Raw genomic sequence first — 23,655 nt, forward strand, 5'->3', positions numbered from 1 at the left:
CGCACCCAATCCTCCCACTCTACCACGTGGGGGCGCGTAGGATAGGGGCATGGTGGTGGCCACCTTTTCCCTGGTGGCCCAGGACCCGGAAACCGGGGACCTGGGCGTGGCCGTGGCCAGCAAGTTCCTGGCGGTGGGCTCGGTGGTACCCTTTGCCCGGGCGGGGGTGGGGGCGATCGCCACCCAGTCCTACGCCAACCCCTGCTTTGGGCCGCAGGGGCTTGCCCTTTTGGAGCAAGGGGCAAGCCCAGAAGGGGTCCTAGAGGCCTTCCGGCGCACCGATCCCGGGTTGGAAAGGCGCCAGTTCGGCCTGGTGAGCGCCCGCGGCGAGGCCCTCACCTTTACCGGAGGGGAGTGCCATCCCTGGGCCGGGGGGAGGGCGGGGAAGGGATTCGCCGCCCAGGGCAACCTTCTGGCAGGTCCCCAGGTGGTGGAGGCCATGGTGGAAACCTTCCTGCAGGAGGAACGGGTTCCTTTTCCCGAAAGGCTCCTTCTGGCCTTAAAGGCGGGGGAGGAAGCGGGAGGGGATAAAAGGGGCAAGCAGTCCGCGGCGCTTCTGGTGGTGGGGGAGGGCAAGGGGTACGGAGGGCTTTGGGACCGGTACATCGACCTCCGGGCCGACGACCACCCGGAGCCGGTGGAGGAGCTTTTCCGCCTGCTTTCCCTCCACCGCCTCCTCTTTGAAAGGCCCAAGGAGCGCCGCCCCTTGGCCCCGGAGGAGGTGCGGTGGTTGCAGGGGGTGCTCCGGAGCCTTGGGCTTTACGCAGGGGAAGTGCATGGGGAGTTTGACGAGGCCACGGAGCGCGCTTTTCTTGCCCTGATCGGCATGGAGAACCTGGAGGAGCGCTACCAGGGAGGCCCGGAGGTGGACGAGGCCACCCTGAGCTATCTCAAGAGGAGGTATCCATGGAGCTAGGGGCGGGAGGTGTGGTCTTCAACGAGAAGGGGGAGGTGCTCCTCCTCCGCGATCGCATGGGCTTCTGGGTTTTCCCCAAGGGGCACCCGGAGCTGGGGGAGACCCTCGAGGCGGCCGCGGTGCGGGAGGTCCTGGAGGAAACCGGGGTAAAGGCGGAGGTCCTGGCTCCCCTTTTCCCCACCCGCTACGTGAACGCCAAGGGAGTGGAGCGGGAGGTGCACTGGTTCCTCATGCGGGGCACCGGCGAGCCCCGCCTGGAAAAGGGGATGACGGGCCTGGGGTGGTTCAGCCTGGAGGAGGCCCGCTTGCTCCTTTCCTTCCCCGAGGACCTGCGCCTTCTGGAGGTGGCCCTTGAGCGTCTACCGCTTTGAGGACAAGCTTCCCAGGGTGCACCCCAGCGCCTTCATCGCCCCCGGGGCCTACGTGGTGGGGGAGGTGGAGGTGGGGGAGGGAGCCTCCATCTGGTTTGCCGCCGTGGTGCGGGGGGATCTGGAGCGGGTGGTGATCGGCCCGGGAAGCAACGTCCAGGATGGCGCCGTTCTCCACGCGGACCCGGGTTTTCCCTGCCTTTTGGGTGCTGGGGTTACCGTGGGGCACCGGGCGGTGGTCCACGGGGCGGTGGTGGAGGAAGGAGCCCTGATTGGCATGGGGGCGGTGGTGCTGAACGGGGCCCGGGTGGGCAGGAATGCGGTGGTGGGGGCAGGGGCGGTGGTTCCCCCAGGGATGGAGATCCCCGAGGGCGCCCTGGCCCTGGGGGTTCCAGCCCGGGTCAAGGGTCCCGCCGAGCCCCCGGGCAACGCTCCCCGGTACCGGGCCCTGGCGGAGCGGTACCGGAAGGGGCTTTTGGCCATGGACCTTCCCAGGCGCTACCGCCTTACCCTGCGAGGCCAGGATGCCCTAAACCCCTTTAGCGAGCTTCACCTCCACCTGAAGCGCACCCGGAAGGAAGCCCTGGAAGCCTTAAGGCGGGCTTCCCAGGGGTTTCCCCTGGCCCTGGAAGAGGCCCTGCCCCTGGTGGAGGAGGGTTTCCTCGCCCCGGAGTGAGCCCGAGGCCACACAGGGGGAGGAACGGAGGTGGCAAGATGGAGCGCAAGATGGTGGAGCTCGAGGATACGGGTCTTACCTTTGAAACCCACGTGGACCTGGGGCGCCTGAAGCGCCTGGCAGCGGAATGGCTGGAGGTCATCGGGGAGGATCCCAGCCGGGAAGGCCTCCTGAAAACCCCCGAGCGGGTGGCCAAGGCCTGGGCCTTCCTCACCCGGGGCTACCGCCAGGACCTGAAGGCCATCGTCAACGGGGCCCTCTTCCCCGCCGAGGGGAGCGAGATGGTGGTGGTGAAGGGCATAGAGTTCTACTCCATGTGCGAGCACCATCTCCTGCCCTTCTTCGGCCAGGTGCACATCGGCTATATCCCGGGCGAGAAGATCCTGGGCCTTTCCAAGTTCGCCCGCATCGTGGACATGTTTGCGAGAAGGCTGCAGGTGCAGGAACGCCTGGCGGTGCAGATCGCCGAGGCCGTCCAGGAGATCCTCGAGCCCCAGGGGGTGGGGGTGGTGGTGGAGGGGGTCCACCTCTGCATGATGATGCGGGGGGTGGAGAAGCAGCACTCCCGCACCACCACCAGCGCCATGCTGGGGGTCTTCCGGGAAAGCCAGAAGACCCGGGAGGAGTTCCTGAGCCACCTAAAGTGAACCCCCCCCGCCTAGGCAGGGGGGCTTGGTCCGGTGCTTCTAGTCAGGGTTTTGCGGAGGCGCAGGCACCTCGCACCCCGGCACCGCCATCTCAGGGGAGATGCCTCCCACCACAATGGGGATTTCCGCATCCCCCACGCCTTCCACGTAGATCCTCAGAATGCCGCTTTCCGCTCCCACGGGCACGCGGAACATCAAGGTGGCAGGATTCTCAGCCTGGGTGATCTCGGGGTTTTCCGCGGGCAGGCCTGGATCCGGGGGAAACAGGGCCCGGTTGATGCCGGCATCCCATTCCTCCTGCGTGCCAAAGGTGTTGCCCTTAAGGGCCATCCAATCCCCGGCCCGCACGGTGCACCCGGAGACCACATCGGGCTGGACGCTTTGGATGCGCAGCTTCCCCGTGGTCTTGATGCCCTGAGGGGCCGAGCAGGCCGCAAGGGCGAGGAGCAAGAGCCAGCCGATCTTTTTCATGCTTCCTCCAGGGTTTTACTCTGAGCAATGACCGGGGCCGATGAGGCCGTTGTTGTAGCTGTCCAAGGTGGCTGCGTACCCCTTGGCCTGGTTGGCCAAGGTCTTGCTCAGGGAGTCGGTGGGCTTATAGGTGCCGAAGAAGCCTTCCGCCCAGGCCAGGGCCGCATCCACCTCAGGGGTGGTGGAGGCTCCGTTCAGGGTGTTCAGTTTGGCGGCGATGTACTGATGGGCCAGGACGTAGTAGGCATTCCCCCTGGGTGAGGTCCAGAGAACCTGGTGATAGCTCTGGCTAGAAATGAAGAAGGGAGTATCCTCGCCTATCTTTGCCCAGGTGTCGTCGTAGGGAGCGGGGCCATAGCGGGAATGGGTCTTCCAGTAGCCCTGGGTTAAGGTGCACCCACCCGCACAGGGTACGGAAACCTTTACCGTGGCCGAGGCGGAACCCTGGGTCTGGGTGGTGGAGGTGGTGAAGGTGGCGGTGTTGTCCACCTGGTACTCCCCGCATTTATCAAAGCTGACCCAGCGCTCAAAGAAGTAGGTCTGGGAGATCACGCCCTCGGGGGTGATGCCGCTGATGGCGCTGACCGGGGTGGCCGAGGGGTCGCTTACCTGCACGCTGCCGTCCACCACCTGGGTGGGCGTGGTGAAGGCGAAGCTGGCCTGGCCCGAGGCAGTGCCGCTTTCCCCGTTGCTGGTCCAGTTCACCGTGGCGGTGTTGGTCCGGCTTTGCCCGTTGGGCAGGGCTTGGCTGTAGGTGCAGCTGAGGGTTTGCCCTGCGGGCAGGGTGTAGGGGAAGCTTACACCACAGTTAAGGGTCACGGTCTCCCCTGAGGAGAGGGTATCGCTGGGAGCTTCCAGGAGGACATCCACGCCGCCTGTGTTCTTGATGGTGACCGTGCCCTCCACTTGGAAGTCCGAATCCGTGGGCGTGCCCACCAGGTATACCGCATACTTGACCAGGTAGGACTGCCCTGAGGCCAGGGTAAGGGTTCCGCTTGCTGGGTCCGTCACCTTCTTCTCCATGGTCCAGCGGTAAGTGCGCTTGAACTTGGGCACCGCCGTCTTTTCCACCGTCACCGAGGTGCCTACCGCCACCTGGGGCTTCACGCCTTGGGGAGCCTGGGAGCAGGCTCCAAGGAGCCCCACCGCTAAAAGAATCCCGTACCAATACCGCATACCCATTCTCTCCTTTCCTGAATCCTTTACCTCAATGATTTGCGCTCTCCGAGGGGATGGCCAGGTCCAGCTGTCCTAGCCTTTCCCCGTCGGCCAGCACCAAAAGGGTGTAGCGACCGGGGCTCAAGGGCACCTCCCCGGTCCAGGTGTAGCCGTCTTCGCTCTTTAGGGCGAAGCTTTGGCCCTTTTCCGTGAGGGCCACCTGGGTGGCCCGGAAGCGCAGGGCGATCTTCACCTTGGGTCCTTCCAGGGAACTGGGGCTATAAAGGGAGCCGGAAACCACCTGAAGGAAGAGGGGAGCCTCCGCTTCCCCCTGACCCCTGGCCTTGACGGAGAGGGTGTGGAACCCCGGGGGCAGGGTCAGGCGTATCCGGGCGGTGTAGTAGTTCCCTTCCTGGCGGGCCAGGGGCACCGGTCCCGAGGGCAGGTCCAGAAAGACCTGGTCTGCTTCTCCCTGGACCAAAGCCTTGACCTCCACCTCCGCTCCGGCGATGGGGGTGGTGGGATCGGCGGTGGCCACCAGGCTCAGGCGGCCTGCAGTGTAGGTCACCTCCACCTCCCGCTTGGGGGGGAGGGCCACCACCTGGATGGCCTTGGGGGGTGCGCTGGGATCCACCTGGGCCTGGACCCCGCCTTCCTGCCGGTAGCCCTCGGGCAGGTAGCGGGGGTCGGCGTAGACCCGGTACTCCCCCCGGAAAAGCCCCCCGATGAGGGCGCGGCCGTTGGCATCCGCCCGGGTGCAGCGCTTCACCAGCCCTTCGGCGCAGACGCCGGCGAAGGCTAGACCCTGCTCGTTTCCACCGTCCAGCACCTGAACGGCCAGGGTGGTGGCGGGGGCGAAGGGGAGGTTCTTCTCCAGGCTGGCGTTTAAGGTGACCTGTACCCGTTCCTCCCCCAGAAGGGCCAGGGTGGCGGGAAGGTTGGGGAAGGCGAGGGCACCTTCGCCTGGGGCCACGAAAAGGCGGTAGCGGCCCTGGGCGTCCGTGGTCTCGCAGGTCTTTCCCAGGCAGATCCGGAGGTCCGTCAAAGGTGCCTCTCCGGGATCCAGGCGTCCATTCAGGTTTTCGTCGCGGAAGGCCTGGCCGGTCGTGTAAGGATTTATGTGTAAGGGTCCGTGTTTAATAGGGGGGCACACCTTAGCACGAGGAGGTGCCCCGTGGACCAGGATACCTTGCGGATCTTGCTGAGGGAAGCGGTGCGGGAGACAGTAGCCGAGGTTCTGCAGACGGTTCTGGAGCTGGACCGGACGGCCTTCTTGCAGGTGCACGGAGGCCGCAGGAACGGCTACTACCCCCGCAAGCTGGAGACCACCTTCGGCCAGGTGGACCTGAAGGTCCCTAGGGATCGGGAATCTCGGTATTACCCGGCTTTCCTTAAGCCCTACGTCCGCCGCCTGGTGGACGTGGGGGAAGTGGCGGTAGCCCTTTACGCCGCCGGGGTCAGTCAGCGCAAGGCGGCCGAGATACTGAGCCTGCTCTTAGGCCACCGCTACTCCCACGAGACCCTGAGCGCCCTGACGGACGAGGTCCTGGAGGCGGCAGGAGCCTTCCGCACCCGGCCTTTGCCCGAGGAGATGGCCTTCGTCTACCTGGACGGGCTTTCCCTAAAGGTCTTCAGGGAAGGAGAAGGGATCGTACGGGAAAGCGTGTATGTGGCCCTGGGCATCGCCCCTAATGGGGAGAGGCGGGTCCTGGGGTTTTGGCTGTTGCCCACGGAGAGCGCCCTGGGATGGGAGGGGGTCCTGGGGGAGCTTTGGCAGCGGGGCCTGCGGCGGGTATTGCTCTTCATCACCGACGGGCTGCCCGGGCTTCCCGAGGCGATCCGCAGGGTCTACCCTCAGGCGGAGTGGCAGCGGTGCGTGGTGCACGGGGTGCGGTGGAGCCTGTCCCAGGTGCGCTCCCGGGACCGGGCCCTGCTGGCGGAGGACCTGAGGCGGGTGTACGGGGCGGAGAGCCGGGAAGAAGCTCTTGGGGCCTTGGAGGAGGTGAAGGCCGCCTGGGGTTCGCGGTACCCGGGGGTGGTGGGGCTTTGGGTACAGGATTCGGGGGCCTTCCTGCGGTTCTACGGGTACCCCAAGGTGCTTTGGCCGTACCTGCGGAGCACCAACCTGATGGAGCGGTTTATCCGGGAGCTACGGCGGGGGACGAAGGTGCGGGACCACAAGTTTCCTAAGGAAGAGGCGGTGTACAAGCTTCTTTACCTGGAGTCGGAGAGGCAGGAAGGGAGGTGGGCAGAACGGAAACTAAAGGGGTTCTCGGAGGTGAAGGAGGTGCTGGAGAAGATGCTTCAGGAGCGGTATGCCCCCCGTACACAGACTCTTACACATAACTCTTGACACGACCGCCTGGCCCACCACCTCACCACCCTTGCGGCCGCCAAAGAGGTCCACCATCTCCTTCGGGGTGGTGAAGGTAAAGGTTTGGGTGTAGGCCAGGCTGAGGCTAAAGGCGTGGCGGGTCTCCCCGGACTGCAGGAGAAGGGTATAGGAGGCTCCCAAGGAGAGGCCGGCTTCCAGGAAGTTGCGCTGGGCTAGGGCAAGGCCCAGGCGCTGGCTGGTGGCCTCCTCCAGGCGGTACTCGTAGAAAAGGCGGCTTTGCAGGCTTCCGGGCCAGAGCTGGTTCCAGGCAGCCCCGTAGAGGGTGAGGTCCCGTTCCGTTCCCCGCTTGATCAGGTACTGCCCCTCGAGGCTCCCTCCCTCCAGGGCCATCCGGAGCAAAAGACTTCCTTCCCACAAGGGGTTTTCCTGGAGGAGGTAGCGCAGGTAGCCGGAGAGGCTGAGGTCGCGGGTACCCAGGGTGAGGCTGGCCTGGTAGCCCTGGTTCTCCGGGGCCTCCCCGGAAAGCTTGCGGTTCAAGCCGTAGCCCAGGCTGAGGCTTCCGGCGTACACCCCGGGTTCGCCAAAGGTGGTGCTGAGGCTTGGGGCCAGGCCGAAGCTCCGGTTTTCCCCTTGCTGGCGGTAGCTACCCGTAAGGCTTAAGAAGGCCCCGGCCACCGGCTGGGCGTAAAGGGTAAGCTGGTTTTGCCAGAGTCCCTGGCTGGGTCCCAGCTGCAAGCTGGTGCTTCCACGAAGGCCCAAGGGGTAAAGGTTTCGGGTGCCTCCCGCCAGGCCCAGGGTGTGGAGGCCAGCCAGGGGCACACCGCCATAACTCTGGACTAGCTCTAGGTCCTGGGTCTGCCAGGTGAGGCTTTGGCTCAAGCCCAGGGAAAGGCGGTAGCCTTCCCCGGTCTGGCCGCTGAGGTCGGTGCCGAGGCCCAGGTTGAAGCCTCCCTCCAGGGGAAGACGGTAGCGCAGGCTGAGGTTGTCCTGGCGGCCCGTGGGGGCGGTTTGCGTGGAGAGGGCCCCTTGCAGGTCCAGGTTCTTGTCCAGGCTCACCGCGCTGGCCCTAAGGCCCAGGGCCTCCGGGCGGTAGGTGCCCTCGAGGCTCAGCCGCACGGGATCCAGGCGGAAGGTGGAGGCCAGGCCGAAGCCTCCCTGCCCCCCTTGGGCCCGGGCCTCCCAGCCCTCGCCCTTGAGGCTTAGGGTGAGGGCCTGGGGTGGGCGCAGGGGGTCTTGGAGGTCTCCGGTCAAGGGGCTGGTGGCGGCGGTGGCCGTCACGTAGTCCGAAAGGGCCCCGCTTACGCTGGGGGCCAGAAGGTAGCCCACCTGCCCCTGGAGCCGGCCTTGTTCCAAGGTGGCCCCCAGGCTCAAGGCCACGCCTAGGCCCAGGGTGAGCTCAGGGTCCCGGCCCTCTTGGCCCCTTGCCAGCAAGGGGTCCTTGAAAAGCACGATGATCCCCGCTTCCTTGCGGGCCTCGGGCTGGGTCCTGGGGGTGACCCGAAGCTTCATGTAGAAGCGGTATCCGGCGGAGATCTCCCCCTGGGGGTTCACCAGCACCCGCACCACCCCGGTTTCCCCGGGAGCCAGGCTCAGGCCAGCAGGGTTTAAAAACACCTGGAACATGGCGGCTTCCGCCTGCAGAAGGAACTCCTCCTTTTGGTTGGAGCGGTTGCTGACGTAGACCGGAAACTCAAAAGGTCCTCCCAGGCTGGCCTCGAGGGTGGCGGGAGCGGATAGGGCCACCTGGATTAAGGGCAACACCTTTAACGCCACCTCGGTCCTGGCCACTTCCTTTTCCCCCTCGTAGGCCACCACCAAGGCCTTCCCCTGGGTGCCTGCAGCCAGAGGCGGCACCCTTAGGGTGAAGCTCAGGGTTTCCTCCTTTCCCTCCAGCACCGCCTGCCTTTCCTGGGAAAGAGCCTGCCAGCCCTCCGGGGGAAAGAGGCGGAAGCGCACCGACCCTGTTCCCTCCACCCTCAGGCTTAAGGTGAGGTAGTCCCCCGGGACCCCGGCGAGGCCAGGGGTGGGGAGGAAGTGCACCTGGGCCCAGGCTAGGCCCAAAAGAAGGGGGAAAAGAGCCAGGAAACGCCTCATCTCAAGGTTGCCTCAAGGCGGTGACCAGGGCCTGGACCACGTAGCTACCGGCGCGCTCGTTGCCGAGAAGCTCGAGGGCAAACTCCAGGTGGATTTCCAGCCAGTCCCCCGTGGGGCCCGCTTGGGTGTAGATGATCTGCGGGGTGCCGTCGGCCCTAAGCCAAAGCCCCCCGTTCACCCGGTAGAGGACCTGCCTGGCAGGCAGAAGCAAAACCCCGTTTTGATCCTTGAGATCCGGAATCTGCAGGAGGAGGCTCCACACCCCGGGGGCGTTGGAGAAGACCTGGACGGGCAGGATGCCCCCTTCCAGGTTGCTGGCGGGGTAGGTGGCGGGGAAGGCCTTGGGGGGGTAGTCCTGAAGGTCAAAGGCAATCTGGGTGGTGGGGGTGCGGAGGGCGATGGTTTCGGGGATCAAGGTCTGGACGATCCAGGTGGCCTGGGCCAGGGCTGGGGTAACCAGCAAGAGGAAAGCGGTTAGCCAACTTCTCATGGGGTCTTTCCTTTCTCCCCCTCGTCCGCAGGGGGCGCAGGAGGGGCGCTCAAGGGGGTGCGCAGGGTAAAGGGAAGGTCTGCGGCCACGTCCTTGGTGGCGTCGCCGTAGTTGAGGATGGCCAAGGCAGTGTAGTTGCCCACGGGCAAGGGACCCACCAGGGTCACGGGCAGGATGCGCACCTGACCCGGCAGGACCACCACCTCCTCCACCTCCACCTCCGCCACCTTGCGCCCCGAGCCATCCCGCACCTCAAAGCGGCCGGAAAGCTTCTGGGCGGTGTTGCCGGTGTTCTGGTACTGGATGGCGAAGCGGTAGGGATCCTGGGAGGCCTTGGGGGGACTGGGCACGATCCCGGTGATGCGCCCGGCGGTGCTCAGGGGGGCGATGTTCACGTAAAAGACATGGGCCATGCGCACCCGGAAGGTGGCCAGGGGCACCCCGGGAGGTGGGTTGGGATCCTCGGATTCCAGGAAGAGGATGCCCCAGTGGGTGCCGGGAGTGGCCTCCTTGGGCACGGTGAGGGTGTAGGTGAGGGGCCGGCTCTGCTTGGGCTCAAGCAGGAACTCCGCCGGGGAGAAGGTGGCCCATGGGCTTGCGCTTTCCCTTAGCGAGCCCGTGGGGAGAAACTGGATCTTTCCCATGGGATCGTAGGTCCAGTCCCCCAGGCTGGCCCGTACCCGTACCGGGCGGGTGCCCACGTTGTAGACCGTGAGGGTTTGCGTGAGGACCTCCCCTGGCTTGGCTTCCTTGAGGAGTACAGGGGGTTCCACACCCAGGGTGCTTTGGGCCAGGGCGCTGAGGGCCAGGGTGAAGAGGAAGGGAAAGATTCGTTTCATGGTTCACCGAAAGGGCGAAGGCCTGGCCCTAGGGCCAGGCCTTCAAGGTCGCTTACCAAGCAGTCGTGGCCAGGGTGTAGGTGAGGTTCGCGGTGCTCTTGCCCCAGAGGTCGCTGTTGACCTTGACGGCCACCACCACCAGGTCGTCCAGCCAGCTCTTGTAGCCGCATCGCTCGGGGTCTTGGCCAGAGCGGGTTCCCGTGGGGCCGGCCTGCAGGTTGCGGGGTACCAGTTCCAGGGTGGCTCCGTTGGGAAGCTCGTAAAGCCCCGTGGGCGCGCCGAAGGTATCGCAGGGGTTGTCCTGGATGTAAAGGTGCTGGATGCCCTGGGCTCCTTGGGGGTCGTTGCGGTTCACGGTCAGGTGCCACTGCTTCCCGTTGGAGAACTTCTGCAGAACGAAGGTGCGGTAGCAGACGAAGTAGTTCTTGCTCCCCGGCACCAGTTCCCCGTCCTTATCCAGCTTGATGGGAGGATAGGCAGTCACCGCCCCGCCGCCATTGATGGCGATGTTGGGCCAGGTGGTGGGTGCGTAGCTGGTGCCCAGGGGCAGGGTCTGCACCTGGTTGTAGAAGTTATCTCCCAACTGGGTCTTGACGTCCTTGTCTGTAAGCCCATAGACGCAGACCATCTGCCCGCCGAAGTCCGGCGTGGAGTTGGGCCAGGAGGCCCCGTCCAGCCCCGTCAGGTCAAAGGTCAGGGTGGTCACGTCCAGGTGCAAAGCCGTGGCCTTGGGGAGGATGAGCTCGATGGTCTGGTTCACGGCGGCCGAGTCGGCGCCCTTGGCGTAGGCGTCGGGGCCGTTGCCCCTGGTGGGGGCCACGGTGGGAGCCTGGGCCAGGGCCAGGGGTGCCAAAACCAATACTGCTGCCAGAATGCCTTTGCGCATATTTCCCTCCGAATCTGCCCCTCGAGGTGGTGGCCTCTCAGGACGCCCTCACCCTAAGGGAAGGAGCGTTACGGAAGCGTTACAGGAAGAAGACCCGTAGCCTAGGGACCTTCCAGGGATGTGGTAGTATGGAGGGCAAGGAAGGTAACGCTTTGAAACGCGCCCTTAACGATCCCGTTTATGCCCTGCCCCTTTGTGGCCGGGCGAGGGTGCTTTACCAGGGCAAGGAGGTACGCCTTTCCCGGAAGGGGCTCGCCCTCCTTTATTACCTGGCCCTCGAGGGACCCACCTCGAGGGCCCGCCTGGCTGACCTCCTCTACGGCCACGGCTCGGCCCTGCAGAACCTGCGGGTGGAGCTCCACCGCCTGGGCCAGGCCTTGGGGCGGGAGGTGTTTCCCAAGGGGCAGGATCCCCTGGTCTTGCCTCCCTGGCTGCGGCTGGAAACCTCGGGGCACGGGGAGGTCTTGGAGGGATTGGAGGAGGTGGGGGGGCTCGAGGAGTGGGTTTTGGAGGTGCGCGCCCGCCATGAGCCTGCTCCTGGCCTTCCCTGGCGCCAGGAGCTTTTGCGGGAGCTGGCTTCCTTGCGCCCTCCTTTTCTTTTGGTCTTACGGGGCAGGTTGGGGGCAGGGCAGCGGGAGCTGGCCAGGGAGCTGGCCCGGGTCCTGGGCTTGGCCTTTCACCAGAGCCTGCGTCCGGAGGGCCTGGTTTACCTGGAATTCCCTTACCCTCAGGTCCCCGTGCGGGAAATCCTGCGCTCCAAGGCTTTTCTGGTCCTGAGCCTGGACCCCGGGGAGGACCCCCGCTTCTTCCTGGAGCTAAGGGCCCACTATCCCCCAGAGCGCATGCGGGTGCTGGAGCTGGCTCCCTTAAGCTGGCTGGAGGCCCGGGAGGGGCTTTTGGCCGGGTACACCTTCCAGCAGGCGGCAGGGGCCTACTTCTTGGCAGGAGGGCAGCCGGAGTGGATACCCGAGTGGCTGGCGTGCACCACTTCCCCCCAGCGCCCCCTGGCCCAGCTTCGCCTTAAGGCCCGCTGGCTGAGCGAGCCGGCCCGGGTGGCCTTGGAGCGGCTTTCGGTGGTCTCCGGCCTCATCCCCGAGCAGGTCTTGGATGCCCTCGGAGCCTTACCTTACCTGGAGGAGCTGGAGCGCAAGGGGTGGCTGGTGTACCAGGGAGGGTATCGCTTCGCCAGGGAGGCGGAGCGCCGCCTCTTCTATTCCATCCTGTCCCCGGGCCGGAGGCACGAGCTCCACGAGCGGGCGGCCACCGCCTTGGCCTTGGCGGGGCGCGGCCAGGTGGAGGCTTGGCACCGAAAAGTCTTAGGGGAAAGCTACGAAAGCCTTCTTAACCCTCATCTACGGGAGGCTCTTGTGACGACTCCCCGGACTAAAGTCCGGGGCTTCTCGGGGTTTCCCCCGAAGGCCCCGTCCGGGCCCAGAAAGACCTTGACTCCGTATCGGCAGGCGAGCGCAATGCTTCTGGCTCTGCCACGGGTGTTCGTTTGGAGTTTTACCCATCGGACTACCCGATGGAACCCCCTACTCCAAGTTTCAAGGTCCACGGGGAACTTTGTCCCCAAGAACATTGTACCAAATCCGTGTCCACCTGTGGTGGACGTGGGGGAGTCCATGTATCCCCGGTTTGAAAACCGGGGGATTATAGCTCCCCCACACCCCCTCTTTTCTCTAAGCGGGGGAAGGGTGTGGGTCAAAAGAGGGCTGGGACGGGAACTCGCCTTGCTCACGCAAGGGGGCGAAGGCGCCTTCCCCCTGGGGCAGGGGTTTGGCCTGGCCCTTCTGGAACCGGGGGGAGAAGGCGCACCTGGACTTTTCCTCCCTGGAGGAGGAGGCGGTGTTGGAGCTTCTGGGGGAGGCCTATGCTCCTGAGGATTCCTGGGGGCTACTTTTAAGCGTGCGGGGGGCCTGGGGGGAAGGGCACCTGCGGCTGGAGGGATCCTTTGCCCATCGGCTTCTCCTTCCCCCTGGTCCTTTTCACCTGCGCTTTTCCGGCGTGGGGGTGGCCGAGTTTACCCTGCGGGCCTACCGCCCGCGGTCGGACGAGGGCACCTTCCGTTCGGGCAAGGCTCCGGTGGACGTGTGGGTTTTAGCGGCGAAGAAGGCCCAGGAGGTTCCAGAGCAGGGTGAGAAGAAGGGAAAGAACCAGGGCCGAGGTGAGGGGAATGTACACCCGTAGGCCTTCCCGCTCGATGCGGATGTCCCCCGGCAGGTGGCCGAACCAGGAAAAGAGCTTGGGGAAATAGAGGAGCACCAGGCCAAGAAGGACCAGCAAAACTCCCAGGAAAAGTAGAGCCTTACCCACCTCCATCCCGAACCTCCAGATAGGCGGTGAGGGCGGCACCCAAGAGCCCAGCCTCCCCTCCCAGAAGAGCCCGGCGCAAGGGGGGAGCCTCCCAGCCCGCCAGGTAGTGCCGGTAGGCTTCCTCCAAGGCTTCCCAGTAGGCCTGGGGGGCGTTTAGGGCAAGTCCCCCGCCCACCACCACCACCCCGGGGTCGAAGGCCTTGACCAGGCTGGCCAGGCCCATGCCCACATAGCGGGCTGCCTGAAGGAGGATGCGCCGGGCCCTAGGCTCGCCTTCCTGGAAGAGCTGGAAGAGCTCCTTGGTATCCACCTTGCGGTGGTAGGCGTAGGAGGCTTCCCGCTCCAGGGCCCTGCCCGCCGCCAGGGCCTCGAGGCATCCCTCCAGCCCGCAGCCGCACACCGGCCCCCCGGGAAGCAGGGTGATGTGGCCGAGCTCCCCTCCCTGGCCTCTTTCCCCCCTCAAGACCCGCCCCCCCAGAACCACCCCACCCCCGATCCCCGTGGATACCGTGAGGAAGAGGGAGCTACCTTCTCCCCTTGCCGCTCCCAGGTGGTGCTCGGCCAAGGCGGCGGCGTTGGCGTCGTTTTCCAGATGGACGGGCCTTTTGGTGGCCTCCTCCAGAAGGCGGCGGATGGGGAAGTTCACGAGGCCCCGGATGTTGGGGGTGAAGCGGATCACCCCCTCCTTAAAGTCCAGGGGCCCCGGGGTGCCCAGGCCGATGGCCACACCCTCCACCCCAGCCTCCGCCTCCGCCTTCCTGGTGGCCTCGGCCAGGGCCTGCACCACCGCCATCCCGCCTTCCTCGGGGGTGGGAAGGACCACCTTGGAAAGAAGCCTCGTGCCGTCAAAGACCCCGGCGGCGATCTTGGTGCCCCCTAGGTCCAGGCCCACCACGGTCATGGGATCTCCTCCTCCAGGGCTGCTTCCGCTTCCCCCAGAAGGGCCTCGGGCACAAAGAGGTTCACGTCTCCCATGTAGGTGCCCAAGGCCGCCTCGGGCAGACCGGAAAAAGGGGTTTCCAGGACGACGGGGATGCCCCTGGCCTCGAGCCTCGCCTTCACTCCCTCGGCCACGGGCCGGGGGGCGGTGAGGAGCTTCCGGTAGGGGGTGCCGGCGATCAAGCGGCGTTCCATAAAGCCTCCACCAGGCGCACGTAGTCCTGGGCGGCCCTTTCCACCTCGGCCAAGGAAATATGCTCCCTGGGGGTGTGGGCTAAGGAGGGATCCCCCGGGCCGTAGCCCATGACGGGAGCCTTGGTGCCCAGATAGGGGGCGTCGGTGGTGAAGGGCCAAAGGCCCGCCCCTTCCTGGCCCAGGGCCTTAAGGGCCGCAAGGAGCAAGGGGTGGTCCTCCGGCAGGCGGTAGGGAGGCCAGAGGGCGGGGATGACGAGGCGCACCTCCCCCGAGGCCCGTTCCTCCTCGGGAATGTAGACCGAGGCATCCCCCAGGGCCTTGAGCCTTTCCAAAAGAGCTTCCAGGTTGGCCTCGGGCTCGTAGCGCACATCCAGGTACAGGCGCACCACCCCGGGGGTCTGGTTCCGGGCCCCGGGGTAGGTGTCCACCCGGGTGGGGGTGAGCTTGAGGCCGGGGGAAAGGGGAAGCTCCTTTAGGGCCAGGAGGTACTCCCCGAGGCCGAAGAGAGGGTTTTCCGGGCCCGAGAGGGCGGCGTGGGCCTCCTCCCCTTCAAAGTCAACCCAGACCTCCGCCCGGCCCCGGTGGCCCCGCATGAGCCTTCTTCCCGAGGGCTCCCCCAGGATGAAGGCCAGGGGGGAAAGCCTTTCTGCGGCATGACGGCTCCCCAGGCCCCCCACTTCCTCCTGCACCGTGGCGAGGAAGCGCACCCGTCCCTTGAGGGGTCTTTGGGCAAGGGCCTCGAGGGCCAGGAGCATGGCCACCAAAGGACCTTTCATGTCCACCGCCCCCCGGCCCCAGACGGCCTCCTGGGCCACGGTGCCCTGGGGGTAGGGCCAGTGCAGGGGATCCCCCACGGGCACCACGTCCAGGTGCCCGGTTAGCACCACCTCGGGTTCCTTCTCCCCCAGAAGGGCCTCCACGTTTCCCGCCTCGTCCAGGGTGGCCGTCAGGCCCATGCCCTTAAGGGCCTCCAGGAGAAGGGCCGCCGCCTCCCCTTCCTGCCCGGGGAGGCTTTCCGCCTGGAGGAGGCGGGAAAGAAGCCGGATCCAGTCCACGACCCTATCCTACACCCCGGCCCAGGGCTGCCATGTAGAGGGCTATCCCCAAGGCCACAGAGGCGTTCAGGGACTCGGCCTCCTCCCGGATGGGGATGCGGAAAAGCTCGTCGCAGCTTTCCCTGACCAACCGGCGCATCCCTTCCCCTTCCGAGCCCACCACCAGGGCCAGGGGCCTTTGGAAGTCCAGCTCCTTGGGGGTTTTCCCCCCCCTTACATCCAGGCCGTACACCCAAAGCCCCTTTTGCTTGACCTCCTCGAGGGCCCGGGGAAGGTTTTTCACCTTCACCACGGGAAGCTTTAAGGCGGCCCCGGCGCTGGCCTTCAGGGCCAGGGGCGAGAGGGGGGCGCTTCGGCGCTCCTCGGACACCACCCCGTGGGCTCCTAGGGCCAAGGCGCTTCGGATCATGGCCCCGTAGTTCCTGGGGTCGGTGATGCCGTCCAGGAAGACCAGAAGGGGAAGCTCCTTGCGGGCTTCCGCCAGAAGGAAGGCTTCCTCCAGGGGAGCGTAGCGGGGTTCCTCCACCTCCGCGGCCAGGCCCTGGTGGTGGGTGGTCCGCAAGAGGGTATCCAGCTCAATCCTGGGGACCAAGGTGTAGTCCGCTCCCAGCCTTTCCAATTCCCTTAGGAGCCAGGCCTCCACCCCTCTGGCCACCAAAACCCGCCGTACCCGGCCTTCCTTCAGGGCCTCGAGGACCGGGTTCCTTCCGTAGATCCACATGGCCTGAGTTTACGACGGGGTATCATGAAGGCGAAGGAGGCGAGCCATGTACAAGACCATCCTGATGCCCACGGACGGAAGCCCCTGTAGCTTCCAGGCCCTAGAGCACGGCCTTTCCCTGGCCAAGGCCTTGGGGGCCAAGGTTCACTTCCTCTACGTGCTGGAGAATCCCGCCCAGGCCATCTGGATCGTTCCCGAAAGCGTTCCTTATGGCCTTGAGCTTTTGGAGGACCTGAAAAAGGCGGGGGAGGAGGCCATTGCCAAGGCCTTGAGCCTGGCTCAAGAGAAGGGGGTGGAGGCCACGGGGGAGGTGAAGGAGGGGGTGCCGGTACCCACCATCGTGGAGGCGGCCAAGGGCTTTGACCTTCTGGTCATGGGTACCCACGGGCGCACCGGGCTGGACAAGCTCCTCCTGGGCTCGGTAACGGAGGGGGTCCTGCACCGGGTTTCCATTCCCGTCCTGGTGGTGCGCTGCCGCTAGATGCGCTTGGTCTCTGCCTTTGTCTCCTCTCGCCTCGCCCCGGAGGACCCCCTTTACGCCAAGCTGGTCCGCTACGGGGAGGTGATGGCCGAGGAGGGCTTCGGCCTGGCCTGTGGGGGCTACCAGGGAGGGATGGAGGCCTTAGCCCGGGGGGTGAAGGCCAAGGGGGGCATGGTGGTGGGGGTCACCGCCCCGGCCCTTTTCCCCGAGAGGCAGGGGCCCAACCCTTACGTGGACCTAGAGCTTCCGGCTGCCACCTTGCCCGAGCGCATCGGTAGGCTTTTGGACCTGGGGGCGGGGTACCTGGCCCTGTCGGGTGGGGTGGGCACCTTGGCCGAGCTCACCCTGGCCTGGAACCTCCTCTACCTGCGGCGGGGCCTGGGGCGGCCCTTGGCGGTGGATCCTTACTGGCTTTCCCTCCTCAAGGCCCACGGGGAGATCGCCCCGGAGGACCTGGCCCTTTTGCAGGTGGTGGCGGACGAAGAAGACTTGCGGGCGTTTTTGCGGAGCCTATGAGCGAAACCCTTGTGGTGTACGTGCCGGATCTGGGCCAGGGCGTGAGCTTCTATCAGGCTTTGGGGCTGGCCCTGGAGGAGCTGATCCCGGAACGGGAGGCCCTTCTGGCTCCCCTCGAGGGGCCCCTCCTCCTCCTGCGCCCTGGAAGCGGGGGAGTGGAGCAGGGGCCCAACCGACCCCGGCCCGAGGGGCATGGTTTTGCCCGGCTGGGGGTGGAGGAAGGCCGTCTGGTGTTCTTCGTGGAGAACCTGGAGCACGAAAAGCTTCGCCTTGCCAAGTACGGCCTTCCCTTTCGCGAGGCAGGGGAGCACCTCCTCCTCTTTGACCCGGGGGAGAACCCGGTCTTGGTGCGGGAGCTTCCCCCAGAGAAACATTCCTGACCCGAGGAGATACATGAAGCTTTGGCTTTTGGACCTGGACGATACCCTTCTTGTGGACCACCGGGTGAGCGAGGAGATCTTGGGCCGCCTGGGGCAGGAAGCAGGGATGGAGGGGCTACCCCAGGCGGTGCGGAGAAAAGCAGAGGAGTTCTTCCGGCAGGCTCCCTTCTACCCCTGGGCCGAGCGCATCGGCCATTCGGCCCTGGAGGCCCTTTGGGCCCGCTACTCCACCCCGGGGCTGGAAGCCCTAGCGGAGTGGGCCTGGCCCTTTCGGGAAAGGGTTTTCCGTGAATCTCTTTTGGAGCTTGGGGGTCCAGGGGAAAGGGCGCGGGAGTTGGCGGAGGCCTTCTTTTGGGAACGGCGCCGCTACCCCCTTTTCCCCGAGGTGCCGGAGTTTCTGGAGGCCCTTGGAGCCAGGGGGGGCATCCCGGTCCTCCTCACCAACGGCGTGCCCGACCTGCAGCGGGAGAAGCTCGTCGGGGCAGGCCTTGGGGAGGCTTTTCCCCTCACCTTGGTTTCCGGGGAAGTGGGGCTTGGCAAACCCGACCCCAGGCTCTTCCGCATGGCCCTTTGCGCCTTTGGCGTGGGCCAGGAGGAGGCGGTGATGGTGGGGGATAACCCCGAGCGGGACATCAAGGGAGCCCTTTCGGCGGGGATAAGGGCGGTGTGGGTGGACCGGGGCCACCGCCCCAAGGACCCCCGGTATCCCGCCCACCTGGAAGTCCAGGACCTCCGGGAGGCCTTGGCCCTCCTGGAGACTTGACCCTCCTTGGCCGCATTTAATACCCTTTGTGATTTCCTTCCGTGGGCCAAGGGCTTCCTGGGATAGCCTTGGACCATGTACGAGGCTTTGCTCTTCCTCCACAACCTGGTGCGCTGGTTCGTTCTAGCCTTTGGCTTCCTGGCCCTTTGGCGCCCTGGGGCTAAAGAAGGAGCTTTTTTCGCCCATGCCCTCACCCTGCAGGTGGTGTTGGGGATCCTGCTGGCCTTTGTGAGCCCTCTCTTTCAGGGAGCCTTGGCCAGCCTCGAGGCGACCCTGCAAACCCCAAGCGAGGCCCGCTACTTCGTGGCCGAGCACTGGGTGGGGGGGCTTGTGGCCTTGGGCCTGGCCCACGCTGGGCTTTCCCAGGCCCGAAAGGGAAAGCCCCGGGCCCGGCTCCTCTTCGCCCTGGCCCTGGCGCTGGTGCTCCTTTCCATTCCCTGGTTCCGGCCCCTCTTTAGGCTTTAGGTGGGGAAGGCCAAGGTGGCCCCCCTCAACCGCTTGCCCACTGAGGTCAGGGGTTCATAGGCCTTCCCCAAGATAGGCTAAGGCAGCGTACCCCACCACCCGGCTTTGGTCCCCGAAGGCCTCGGCGCTGGTGGCGTAGGCCAAAAGCTTTGGCCGATTTCATGATACCACGCCTCTTGGGTTCCTCCTGCTGCGCCTTAAACTGGTCTTGTGCTGCCTTTCCCCCCAAAAAAGGAGGAGGACTTTGCCCCTCTTTTTCCCCCGGAGGTCCTCAGGCGGGGACTGGCCTACTTCCAGGAGGGCCGGGTGCTCCGGGTTTTTCGGGTAGGGGAGAGGGTTTTCGGCCTGGTGCAGGGTTCGGCGGAAGCCCCCTACCAGGTGGAGGTGGGTCCCGGGCTTTTGGGCCAGTGCACCTGCCCTTATCCCGACTTCCCTTGCAAACACGCAGCGGCGCTTCTCTATGCCTACGTGGAGGGAACGGTGCCCGACCTTGCGCCCCTGATTGAGGCTTTGACGCCCGAGGAGGCCAAGGACCTTTTGAAGAAACTCGCCGTGATTCCCGATGTGGCTTTGTATCTGGCGGAGGCCCTGGCCCCGGAGAAGGCCTTCTTGGAGGCGGTAAAGGCCCTGCGTTGGGCTTTCCGGCTGGGAGGAGGGTTGGGGGAAACCAAGGCCTTGTCCCTACGCTTGGACCGGGCGGGGAGGGAGGAGGTGGAGGCCTATCTGGAGGCGCTATTGGAAGCTCCCTTTGACCCGGAGCCCTACTTGCGGGTAGCCCTGGAGCGCTACCTGGCCCTCACCCCTAGGCTTTCCTTCCTCCTGAACCTTTACCTGAGGCACCCTTCCGAGGCCTTGCGGGAGGCTTTCCTGCAGGTGGCGGGGGAAAGGGGGGAGGAGGCCCTTCACCTTTTAAGGGGTGGGAACGGCTTGGGGCTTAAGCGGGCGCTTAGGGCCGAGCTTCTCTTCCGCCTGGGGCGGGTGGAGGAGGGGCTTTCCGCCTTGCGGGAGGGGCTTGAGGGGGTGGAGGACTACCTCCATCTGGTGCACCGGCTCCTTTCCTTAGGCCGGGTGGAGGAGGCCTTAAGGTATGCGGAGGAAGCCCGGGACTGGTTTGGGAAAGACCCCAGGCTCCTTTCCCTTCTGGACCTGTTGGTGGCCCATAGGGGGAACCCGGAGGACCACCGGGCCCGCTTTGGGGTAAGGCCGAACCTCGAGGACTACCTGGCCCTAAAGTCCAAGCTGGGCCGGGAGTTTTACCGGGAGCGCAAGGCTCTTCTCAGGCAGGTGCGGGACCCTGCTCTTCTTGCCCGCATCTACCTCTTGGAGGAGGATTGGAAGGCCTTGGACCGCCTGTTGAGGAACGCCCCGCCGGAGGCCTATCCCGCCTTGGCGGAGGTCCTGGAGGAGAAACTTCCCGAGGAGGCCAAGAGGCTTTACCTGGAGGCGGCAAGGCGCGAGGTGGAAAAGGGAACCCGCAAGGCCTACCGGGAGGCAGCCAGGCTCCTTGGGCGCCTTTCCCGCCTGGACCCCAAGGCAGCCCGTGAGGCGGCCTTGGCCTTGCTGCAGGCTTATCCCCGTCGACGCGCCCTGAAGGAGGAGCTCAGCTTTTGGCTCTCGGAAAAGCCTCATGGGCCTATGACAGAATAGCCTTGTGCAGCGCTTTCCCTGGGTGGAGGTCTTCCGGGGGCTTGCCATTTTGGAAGTGGTTCTCCATCATGTTACGGGCCGCTTCCTGCGGGAGCTTGATCCGGGAGGCTGGGAATGGCATCTTCTGGCGGCGGTGAACCGCGGTTTGTCCTGGCCTGGCTCCGCTAAGAGTCTAGAAGGGGGATGGCCTGGGCCAGCATCTGCCTAAGAAGGGGTTCTAAAGCCTTTGCTTCCTCCTCCGTGTAGGCGTGAAGCTCCACCGGAAGGCCCTTAAAAGCCTTCCGCGCTAGGCGGTTAAGGTCCCCGCGGGCAGGGCCTTGGTAGATGAGGAGGAGGTCCAGGTCGCTTCCCGGTAGCGCCCGACCTGTGGCCCAGGAACCGAAGAGGTAGGCCTGCCGCAGGGGAAGGTCTTCCCTTAGCACCCCAAGCCCCTCCTTCAGGCGCTTTAGGATTTCCTCTTTAGTCCATGGAGGGAAGAAGACCCTGACAGAAGGCATAGATTTCCTCGGTATGCTGCAAAAGCCGCTCGGCCTCGGGGCGCCGGTAGCGCTCAAAGGGAGCCCCTTCAGGGAGGGCATCGGGATAACGGGTGGGGATGTAGGCCTTATCCAGCTCGCTGGCTGCGTCTAGGAGGGACTCGCTTACGGGATGCCGCTTGGCCAGCTCCTCCAAAAGACCCAGCACCGAGTGCCCCCAGGCCACAGCTCCTAGGTGCTGATTGTTGGGCGGAGAAGGCGGCCCACTCGTAAAAGCCCTTTTCCAAGGCGAAGCGGGCGTGCTCCAAGTCCCTCCTTGCTTGAAGGATAAAGTCCCGGCTTCGCTCCACAAAGGCAGTATAGCCCATCCCGATTGACAACCTGAGGAGCTTGCCGCATAGTAAACCTTGCGGCCATACCTTGGAGGGTTGGCCGAGCGGTTGAAGGCGGCGGTCTTGAAAACCGCTGTGGGCTTCAGGCCCACCGGGGGTTCGAATCCCTCACCCTCCGCCAGAAGGCTTGGAGAGGTGGCCGAGTGGTCGAAGGCGGCACCCTGCTAAGGTGTTGTACCGGGAAAACCGGTACCGCGGGTTCGAATCCCGCCCTCTCCGCCAGGAAGCCCGGTCTTAGACCGGGCTAACGTTTTGGTCATGCTGGCCTTGCCCTTGCCTCCCTTAAAACCCTGCCGTTTCCTGAAGAGGAAAAACCGCTTCCTGGTGGAGTCGGACGTGGGGCCCTTGCACCTTCCCAACTCCGGGCGGATGGGGGAGCTTCTCCTTCCCGGGACCCCTTGCTTTTACCATCCCAGGGCTACCCCCAAGACGGTGGGGCAGCTTCTTCTTTTGGAGAGCCGGGGCGTGCTGGTGGGGGTGGATGCTTCCTTGGCCAACCGCCTCCTGGAATTGCTTTTGAGGGAAGGGGTTTTCGGCTCCCTTGCGGATTTGCGAAAAGAGGTGCGCCTGGAAGGGGAGAGGCTGGACTTCTCCGCCCGGATTGGGGGGAAAGAAGCCCTTTTGGAAGCCAAGAACTGCAACCGGGTGGAGGAAGGCCTGGCCCTTTTCCCCGATGCCCCTACCCCTCGAGGCGCCCGGCACCTGAGGCTTCTTTCGGGGTTTGCCCGGGCCGGGGGCTTGGCCTATGCGGTGTGGATGGTCCAGCATCCCCTGGCCCGGGCCTTTGCCCTCGACCCTGAGGACCGGGTTCTTTACCAGGCAGCCCGGGAAGCAAAGCGGGCTGGGGTGCAGCTTCTGGCCTACCGGGTGCGGCCGACCCTCGAGGCCCTCCACCTGGAGGAGCAGCTTCCCTGGGTCTGGTTACCCTCCCAGGAGGATCTGGAAGGCCACCATCACGGCCGCGGCTAGGGTGAGGACCGTGGCCACCCACTCGGCCTTGGCTTCCTTCAGGGCCTCGGGGAGGATCTCCGCCGCCACCATCCAGATCATGGCTCCGGCGGCGAAGCCCAGGCCCACCGGCAGGGCGGGCTTGAAGACCTCCACGAAGAGGAAGGCGGGCACGGCCATAAGGGGCTGGGGGAGGCTAGAGAAGATGCTCCAAAGGGCGGCTCCCAGCACGCTAACCCCCCTGGGGATCAGAACCAGGCTGATGGCCAGGCCTTCGGGAATGTTGTGCACGGCGATGGCCAGGGTGATGAAAACCCCCAAGGCCTCCCCGCCTCCAAAGGCCACCCCCACCCCCACGCCCTCGGCGAAGGAGTGGAGGGTCATGATCCCCACGATCATGAGGGCCTTGCGGGCATCCAGGCCGCTCAGGCTCCCAAAGCTTATTTCCCGGCCATGGAGGAAGCGGTGGGAAAGCTGGATGAAAAGAAGACCCAGGACCACCCCCAAGAGGGTGCGGCCCAGGTGGTAGTGCACCCCCTCGTAGATGAGGCCGAAGCTGGCCGAGAGCATCAGGCCAGCGGCCGCGGCGTTGGCCAGGCCCAGGTGGTGGGCCAGGATGCGGCGGGTGAAGAGGAAGGGCAGGGCTCCCAGGCCCGTGGCGATGGCAGTGAATAGGGCGTATAGAAAGACGGTCCAGGGGTAGGTGGAGGCAGACTCCATGGCCTTTATCTTAATGCAAGTGAGTACTATTAGCAATAAGCCAATCCCGGACCGCCAGGGCCACCGCCTCCCGGTCCCGGTCCAGAAGAAGGTCGTGTCCGCTTTCGGGAAAGACCAGGTACTCCTTCCTCGAGCTTCCCAAAAGGGCATGGTAGCCCCGCACCCCGGCGGGGTCCACCACCTTGTCCCGGCCCGCCTCGATCACCAGGGCGTTGGCCTTCACCTTGGGCAGGACATCCGGGGTGCGGCGCATTAAGGCCAGAAGCTGAAGCAGGGCCCGGGTGGGGAAGTAGGGGTAGTTGGGGTTTTGCTTCTTGAGCTCGGGGTCCTGGATGGAATCGGGGCCGGGAAAGCGGGGGATCAGCCAGGCCAGGAGGGGCGCCAGGGGGGCAAGGGGATGCTTGAGGGCCATGGCCGGGGCCAGGGCCACCAGGGCCTGGGTGGGGGTTTCCGCCGCCAGGTGGGCGGAAAGCAGGGCTCCCATGGAAAGCCCCACCACCCCTCGAGGCTCGGGCAGTTCCCGGTAAAAAGCCCGGGCTGTTTCCAGCCAGTCCTGCCACCGCACCTTGAGGAGGTCCTCCGGCCGGGTGCCGTGGCCGGGAAGGGCTGGCTGGCTCACCTGAAACCCAGCCTCCCGCAACACCTGGGGCAAGGGACCCAGGGTGAGGACGGGATGCGAGGTAAACCCGTGAAGCAAGAGGAGGTTCATGCCCCTAGCTTACGCAAATGGGTTTGCCCTTCGGGCAAAGCAACAGGGTACC

General features: G+C 65.5%; 28 protein-coding genes, 2 tRNA genes and 2 pseudogenes. 15 read left to right on the plus strand and 17 right to left on the minus strand.

Features of this window, described 5'->3' with window-relative positions:
- Positions 1-49: 49 nt before the first annotated feature.
- Genes MI302_RS01025 through folE form a run of 4 tightly spaced genes read left to right on the plus strand, consistent with a single transcriptional unit; the run spans position 50 to position 2,607 of the window.
- Positions 50-916: a DUF1028 domain-containing protein gene (locus tag MI302_RS01025; protein WP_239725959.1), complete on the plus strand. Its 867-nt coding sequence runs from the start codon at positions 50-52 to the stop codon at positions 914-916.
- The gene (locus MI302_RS01030; RefSeq protein ID WP_015718263.1) at positions 907-1,287 is read left to right on the plus strand and encodes an NUDIX hydrolase; all 381 of its coding nucleotides are present in this window, start codon (positions 907-909) and stop codon (positions 1,285-1,287) included. Before MI302_RS01025 ends, MI302_RS01030 begins: the two co-directional genes overlap by 10 nt.
- Positions 1,268-1,960: a gamma carbonic anhydrase family protein gene (locus MI302_RS01035; RefSeq protein WP_015718262.1), complete on the plus strand. Its 693-nt coding sequence runs from the start codon at positions 1,268-1,270 to the stop codon at positions 1,958-1,960. Before MI302_RS01030 ends, MI302_RS01035 begins: the two co-directional genes overlap by 20 nt.
- 38 nt (positions 1,961-1,998) lie before the next feature.
- A complete protein-coding gene (folE, locus tag MI302_RS01040) occupies positions 1,999-2,607 on the plus strand; it encodes a GTP cyclohydrolase I FolE (RefSeq protein ID WP_019550381.1) in 609 nt (202 codons plus the stop codon).
- Between the two features lie 39 nt (positions 2,608-2,646).
- Here the strand turns inward: folE and MI302_RS01045 are convergent, their stop codons facing one another.
- Genes MI302_RS01045 through MI302_RS01055 form a run of 3 tightly spaced genes read right to left on the minus strand, consistent with a single transcriptional unit; the run spans position 2,647 to position 5,281 of the window.
- Positions 2,647-3,078 carry a hypothetical protein gene (locus tag MI302_RS01045; RefSeq protein ID WP_126205284.1) on the minus strand — a complete coding sequence of 144 codons (432 nt, stop codon included), beginning with the start codon at positions 3,076-3,078 and terminating at the stop codon, positions 2,647-2,649.
- Positions 3,079-3,093: 15 nt separating this feature from the next.
- Positions 3,094-4,254, minus strand: coding sequence for a hypothetical protein (locus MI302_RS01050; protein ID WP_239725960.1), 1,161 nt, complete (start codon positions 4,252-4,254; stop codon positions 3,094-3,096).
- 31 nt (positions 4,255-4,285) lie between these two features.
- Positions 4,286-5,281: a hypothetical protein gene (locus MI302_RS01055; protein ID WP_239725961.1), complete on the minus strand. Its 996-nt coding sequence runs from the start codon at positions 5,279-5,281 to the stop codon at positions 4,286-4,288.
- A gap of 87 nt (positions 5,282-5,368) precedes the next feature.
- On the opposite strand from MI302_RS01055, the gene MI302_RS01060 reads away from it, so the two are divergent.
- A complete protein-coding gene (locus MI302_RS01060) occupies positions 5,369-6,589 on the plus strand; it encodes an IS256-like element ISTth4 family transposase (RefSeq protein WP_054391492.1) in 1,221 nt (406 codons plus the stop codon).
- Here MI302_RS01060 and MI302_RS01065 read toward each other — a convergent pair.
- The 4 genes from MI302_RS01065 to MI302_RS01080 are packed head-to-tail and all read right to left on the minus strand — an operon-like array spanning position 6,497 to position 10,880.
- Positions 6,497-8,665, minus strand: coding sequence for a hypothetical protein (locus MI302_RS01065; protein ID WP_239725962.1), 2,169 nt, complete (start codon positions 8,663-8,665; stop codon positions 6,497-6,499). The genes MI302_RS01060 and MI302_RS01065 overlap by 93 nt on opposite strands.
- A 1-nt stretch (position 8,666) precedes the next feature.
- Positions 8,667-9,155 (minus strand): hypothetical protein, encoded by a 489-nt coding sequence (locus MI302_RS01070; RefSeq protein WP_015718257.1) that lies wholly within the window; start codon positions 9,153-9,155, stop codon positions 8,667-8,669.
- A complete protein-coding gene (locus MI302_RS01075; protein WP_015718256.1) occupies positions 9,152-9,994 on the minus strand; it encodes a hypothetical protein in 843 nt (280 codons plus the stop codon). Before MI302_RS01075 ends, MI302_RS01070 begins: the two co-directional genes overlap by 4 nt.
- A 52-nt stretch (positions 9,995-10,046) precedes the next feature.
- The gene (locus tag MI302_RS01080) at positions 10,047-10,880 is read right to left on the minus strand and encodes a hypothetical protein (RefSeq protein ID WP_038029866.1); all 834 of its coding nucleotides are present in this window, start codon (positions 10,878-10,880) and stop codon (positions 10,047-10,049) included.
- Positions 10,881-11,032: 152 nt separating this feature from the next.
- On the opposite strand from MI302_RS01080, the gene MI302_RS01085 reads away from it, so the two are divergent.
- Positions 11,033-12,763 (plus strand): hypothetical protein, encoded by a 1,731-nt coding sequence (locus MI302_RS01085; RefSeq protein ID WP_239725963.1) that lies wholly within the window; start codon positions 11,033-11,035, stop codon positions 12,761-12,763.
- A 217-nt stretch (positions 12,764-12,980) separates the two neighbouring features.
- On the opposite strand, the gene MI302_RS01090 is transcribed toward MI302_RS01085, so the two are convergent.
- From MI302_RS01090 to rlmB, 5 genes are read right to left on the minus strand one after another with little or no spacing between them, the layout of a single operon-like run.
- Entirely contained in the window at positions 12,981-13,202 is a 222-nt protein-coding gene (locus tag MI302_RS01090; RefSeq protein ID WP_038029865.1) for a DUF2905 domain-containing protein, read from the minus strand.
- Positions 13,189-14,097: a glucokinase gene (locus MI302_RS01095; protein WP_019550379.1), complete on the minus strand. Its 909-nt coding sequence runs from the start codon at positions 14,095-14,097 to the stop codon at positions 13,189-13,191. The genes MI302_RS01090 and MI302_RS01095 overlap by 14 nt, the downstream gene beginning before the upstream one ends.
- Positions 14,094-14,330, minus strand: coding sequence for a hypothetical protein (locus MI302_RS01100; protein WP_038070601.1), 237 nt, complete (start codon positions 14,328-14,330; stop codon positions 14,094-14,096). The genes MI302_RS01095 and MI302_RS01100 overlap by 4 nt, the downstream gene beginning before the upstream one ends.
- Positions 14,315-15,385, minus strand: coding sequence for a M20 family metallopeptidase (locus tag MI302_RS01105; RefSeq protein ID WP_239725964.1), 1,071 nt, complete (start codon positions 15,383-15,385; stop codon positions 14,315-14,317). Before MI302_RS01105 ends, MI302_RS01100 begins: the two co-directional genes overlap by 16 nt.
- Positions 15,386-15,389: 4 nt before the next feature.
- Complete coding sequence (gene rlmB / locus MI302_RS01110) at positions 15,390-16,106, minus strand: 23S rRNA (guanosine(2251)-2'-O)-methyltransferase RlmB (protein ID WP_239725965.1); 717 nt, start codon at positions 16,104-16,106, stop codon at positions 15,390-15,392.
- Between the two features lie 46 nt (positions 16,107-16,152).
- Between rlmB and MI302_RS01115 the strand changes: the two genes are divergently transcribed.
- From MI302_RS01115 to MI302_RS01135, 5 genes are all read left to right on the plus strand, one after another.
- On the plus strand, positions 16,153-16,587 hold the full coding sequence (locus MI302_RS01115; protein ID WP_239725966.1) for a universal stress protein: 435 nt from the start codon (positions 16,153-16,155) through the stop codon (positions 16,585-16,587).
- A complete protein-coding gene (locus MI302_RS01120) occupies positions 16,588-17,103 on the plus strand; it encodes an LOG family protein (RefSeq protein ID WP_239725967.1) in 516 nt (171 codons plus the stop codon).
- On the plus strand, positions 17,100-17,483 hold the full coding sequence (locus MI302_RS01125) for a glyoxalase/bleomycin resistance/dioxygenase family protein (protein WP_038028704.1): 384 nt from the start codon (positions 17,100-17,102) through the stop codon (positions 17,481-17,483). Before MI302_RS01120 ends, MI302_RS01125 begins: the two co-directional genes overlap by 4 nt.
- 13 nt (positions 17,484-17,496) lie before the next feature.
- Positions 17,497-18,246: an HAD family hydrolase gene (locus MI302_RS01130; RefSeq protein WP_239725968.1), complete on the plus strand. Its 750-nt coding sequence runs from the start codon at positions 17,497-17,499 to the stop codon at positions 18,244-18,246.
- 75 nt (positions 18,247-18,321) lie between these two features.
- Positions 18,322-18,711 (plus strand): hypothetical protein, encoded by a 390-nt coding sequence (locus MI302_RS01135; RefSeq protein ID WP_239725969.1) that lies wholly within the window; start codon positions 18,322-18,324, stop codon positions 18,709-18,711.
- Positions 18,712-18,765: 54 nt separating this feature from the next.
- On the opposite strand, the pseudogene amrB reads toward MI302_RS01135, so the two are convergent.
- Positions 18,766-18,867, minus strand: a pseudogene (gene amrB / locus MI302_RS01140) (AmmeMemoRadiSam system protein B); the annotation flags it as partial.
- A gap of 54 nt (positions 18,868-18,921) precedes the next feature.
- On the opposite strand from amrB, the gene MI302_RS01145 reads away from it, so the two are divergent.
- Positions 18,922-20,358, plus strand: coding sequence for an SWIM zinc finger domain-containing protein (locus MI302_RS01145; protein ID WP_239725970.1), 1,437 nt, complete (start codon positions 18,922-18,924; stop codon positions 20,356-20,358).
- Between the two features lie 164 nt (positions 20,359-20,522).
- Here the strand turns inward: MI302_RS01145 and MI302_RS01150 are convergent, their stop codons facing one another.
- Both MI302_RS01150 and MI302_RS12225 read right to left on the minus strand, forming a co-directional pair.
- Positions 20,523-20,855, minus strand: coding sequence for a nucleotidyltransferase domain-containing protein (locus MI302_RS01150; RefSeq protein ID WP_239725971.1), 333 nt, complete (start codon positions 20,853-20,855; stop codon positions 20,523-20,525).
- Positions 20,818-21,202 (minus strand): annotated as a pseudogene (locus MI302_RS12225) (HEPN domain-containing protein). The gene MI302_RS01150 and the pseudogene MI302_RS12225 overlap by 38 nt, the downstream one beginning before the upstream one ends.
- A gap of 54 nt (positions 21,203-21,256) precedes the next feature.
- Between MI302_RS12225 and MI302_RS01160 the strand changes: the two are divergent.
- The 3 genes from MI302_RS01160 to MI302_RS01170 all read left to right on the plus strand — a co-directional run bounded on the left by MI302_RS01160 (position 21,257) and on the right by MI302_RS01170 (position 22,195).
- Positions 21,257-21,347: transfer RNA gene (locus MI302_RS01160), tRNA-Ser, on the plus strand.
- 8 nt (positions 21,348-21,355) lie between these two features.
- Positions 21,356-21,448: transfer RNA gene (locus tag MI302_RS01165), tRNA-Ser, on the plus strand.
- Between the two features lie 36 nt (positions 21,449-21,484).
- Positions 21,485-22,195, plus strand: a complete 711-nt coding sequence (locus tag MI302_RS01170; RefSeq protein ID WP_239725972.1) for a DNA/RNA nuclease SfsA — start codon at positions 21,485-21,487, stop codon at positions 22,193-22,195.
- On the opposite strand, the gene MI302_RS01175 is transcribed toward MI302_RS01170, so the two are convergent.
- Both MI302_RS01175 and MI302_RS01180 read right to left on the minus strand, forming a co-directional pair.
- A complete protein-coding gene (locus tag MI302_RS01175; protein ID WP_239725973.1) occupies positions 22,148-22,894 on the minus strand; it encodes a ZIP family metal transporter in 747 nt (248 codons plus the stop codon). The genes MI302_RS01170 and MI302_RS01175 overlap by 48 nt on opposite strands.
- A 10-nt stretch (positions 22,895-22,904) precedes the next feature.
- Positions 22,905-23,603, minus strand: a complete 699-nt coding sequence (locus MI302_RS01180; protein WP_239725974.1) for a carboxylesterase — start codon at positions 23,601-23,603, stop codon at positions 22,905-22,907.
- Positions 23,604-23,655 lie beyond the last annotated feature (52 nt).

It is taken from the genome of Thermus sp. NEB1569 (assembly GCF_022385295.1).
Classification (GTDB): Bacteria; Deinococcota; Deinococci; order Deinococcales; family Thermaceae; genus Thermus; species Thermus scotoductus.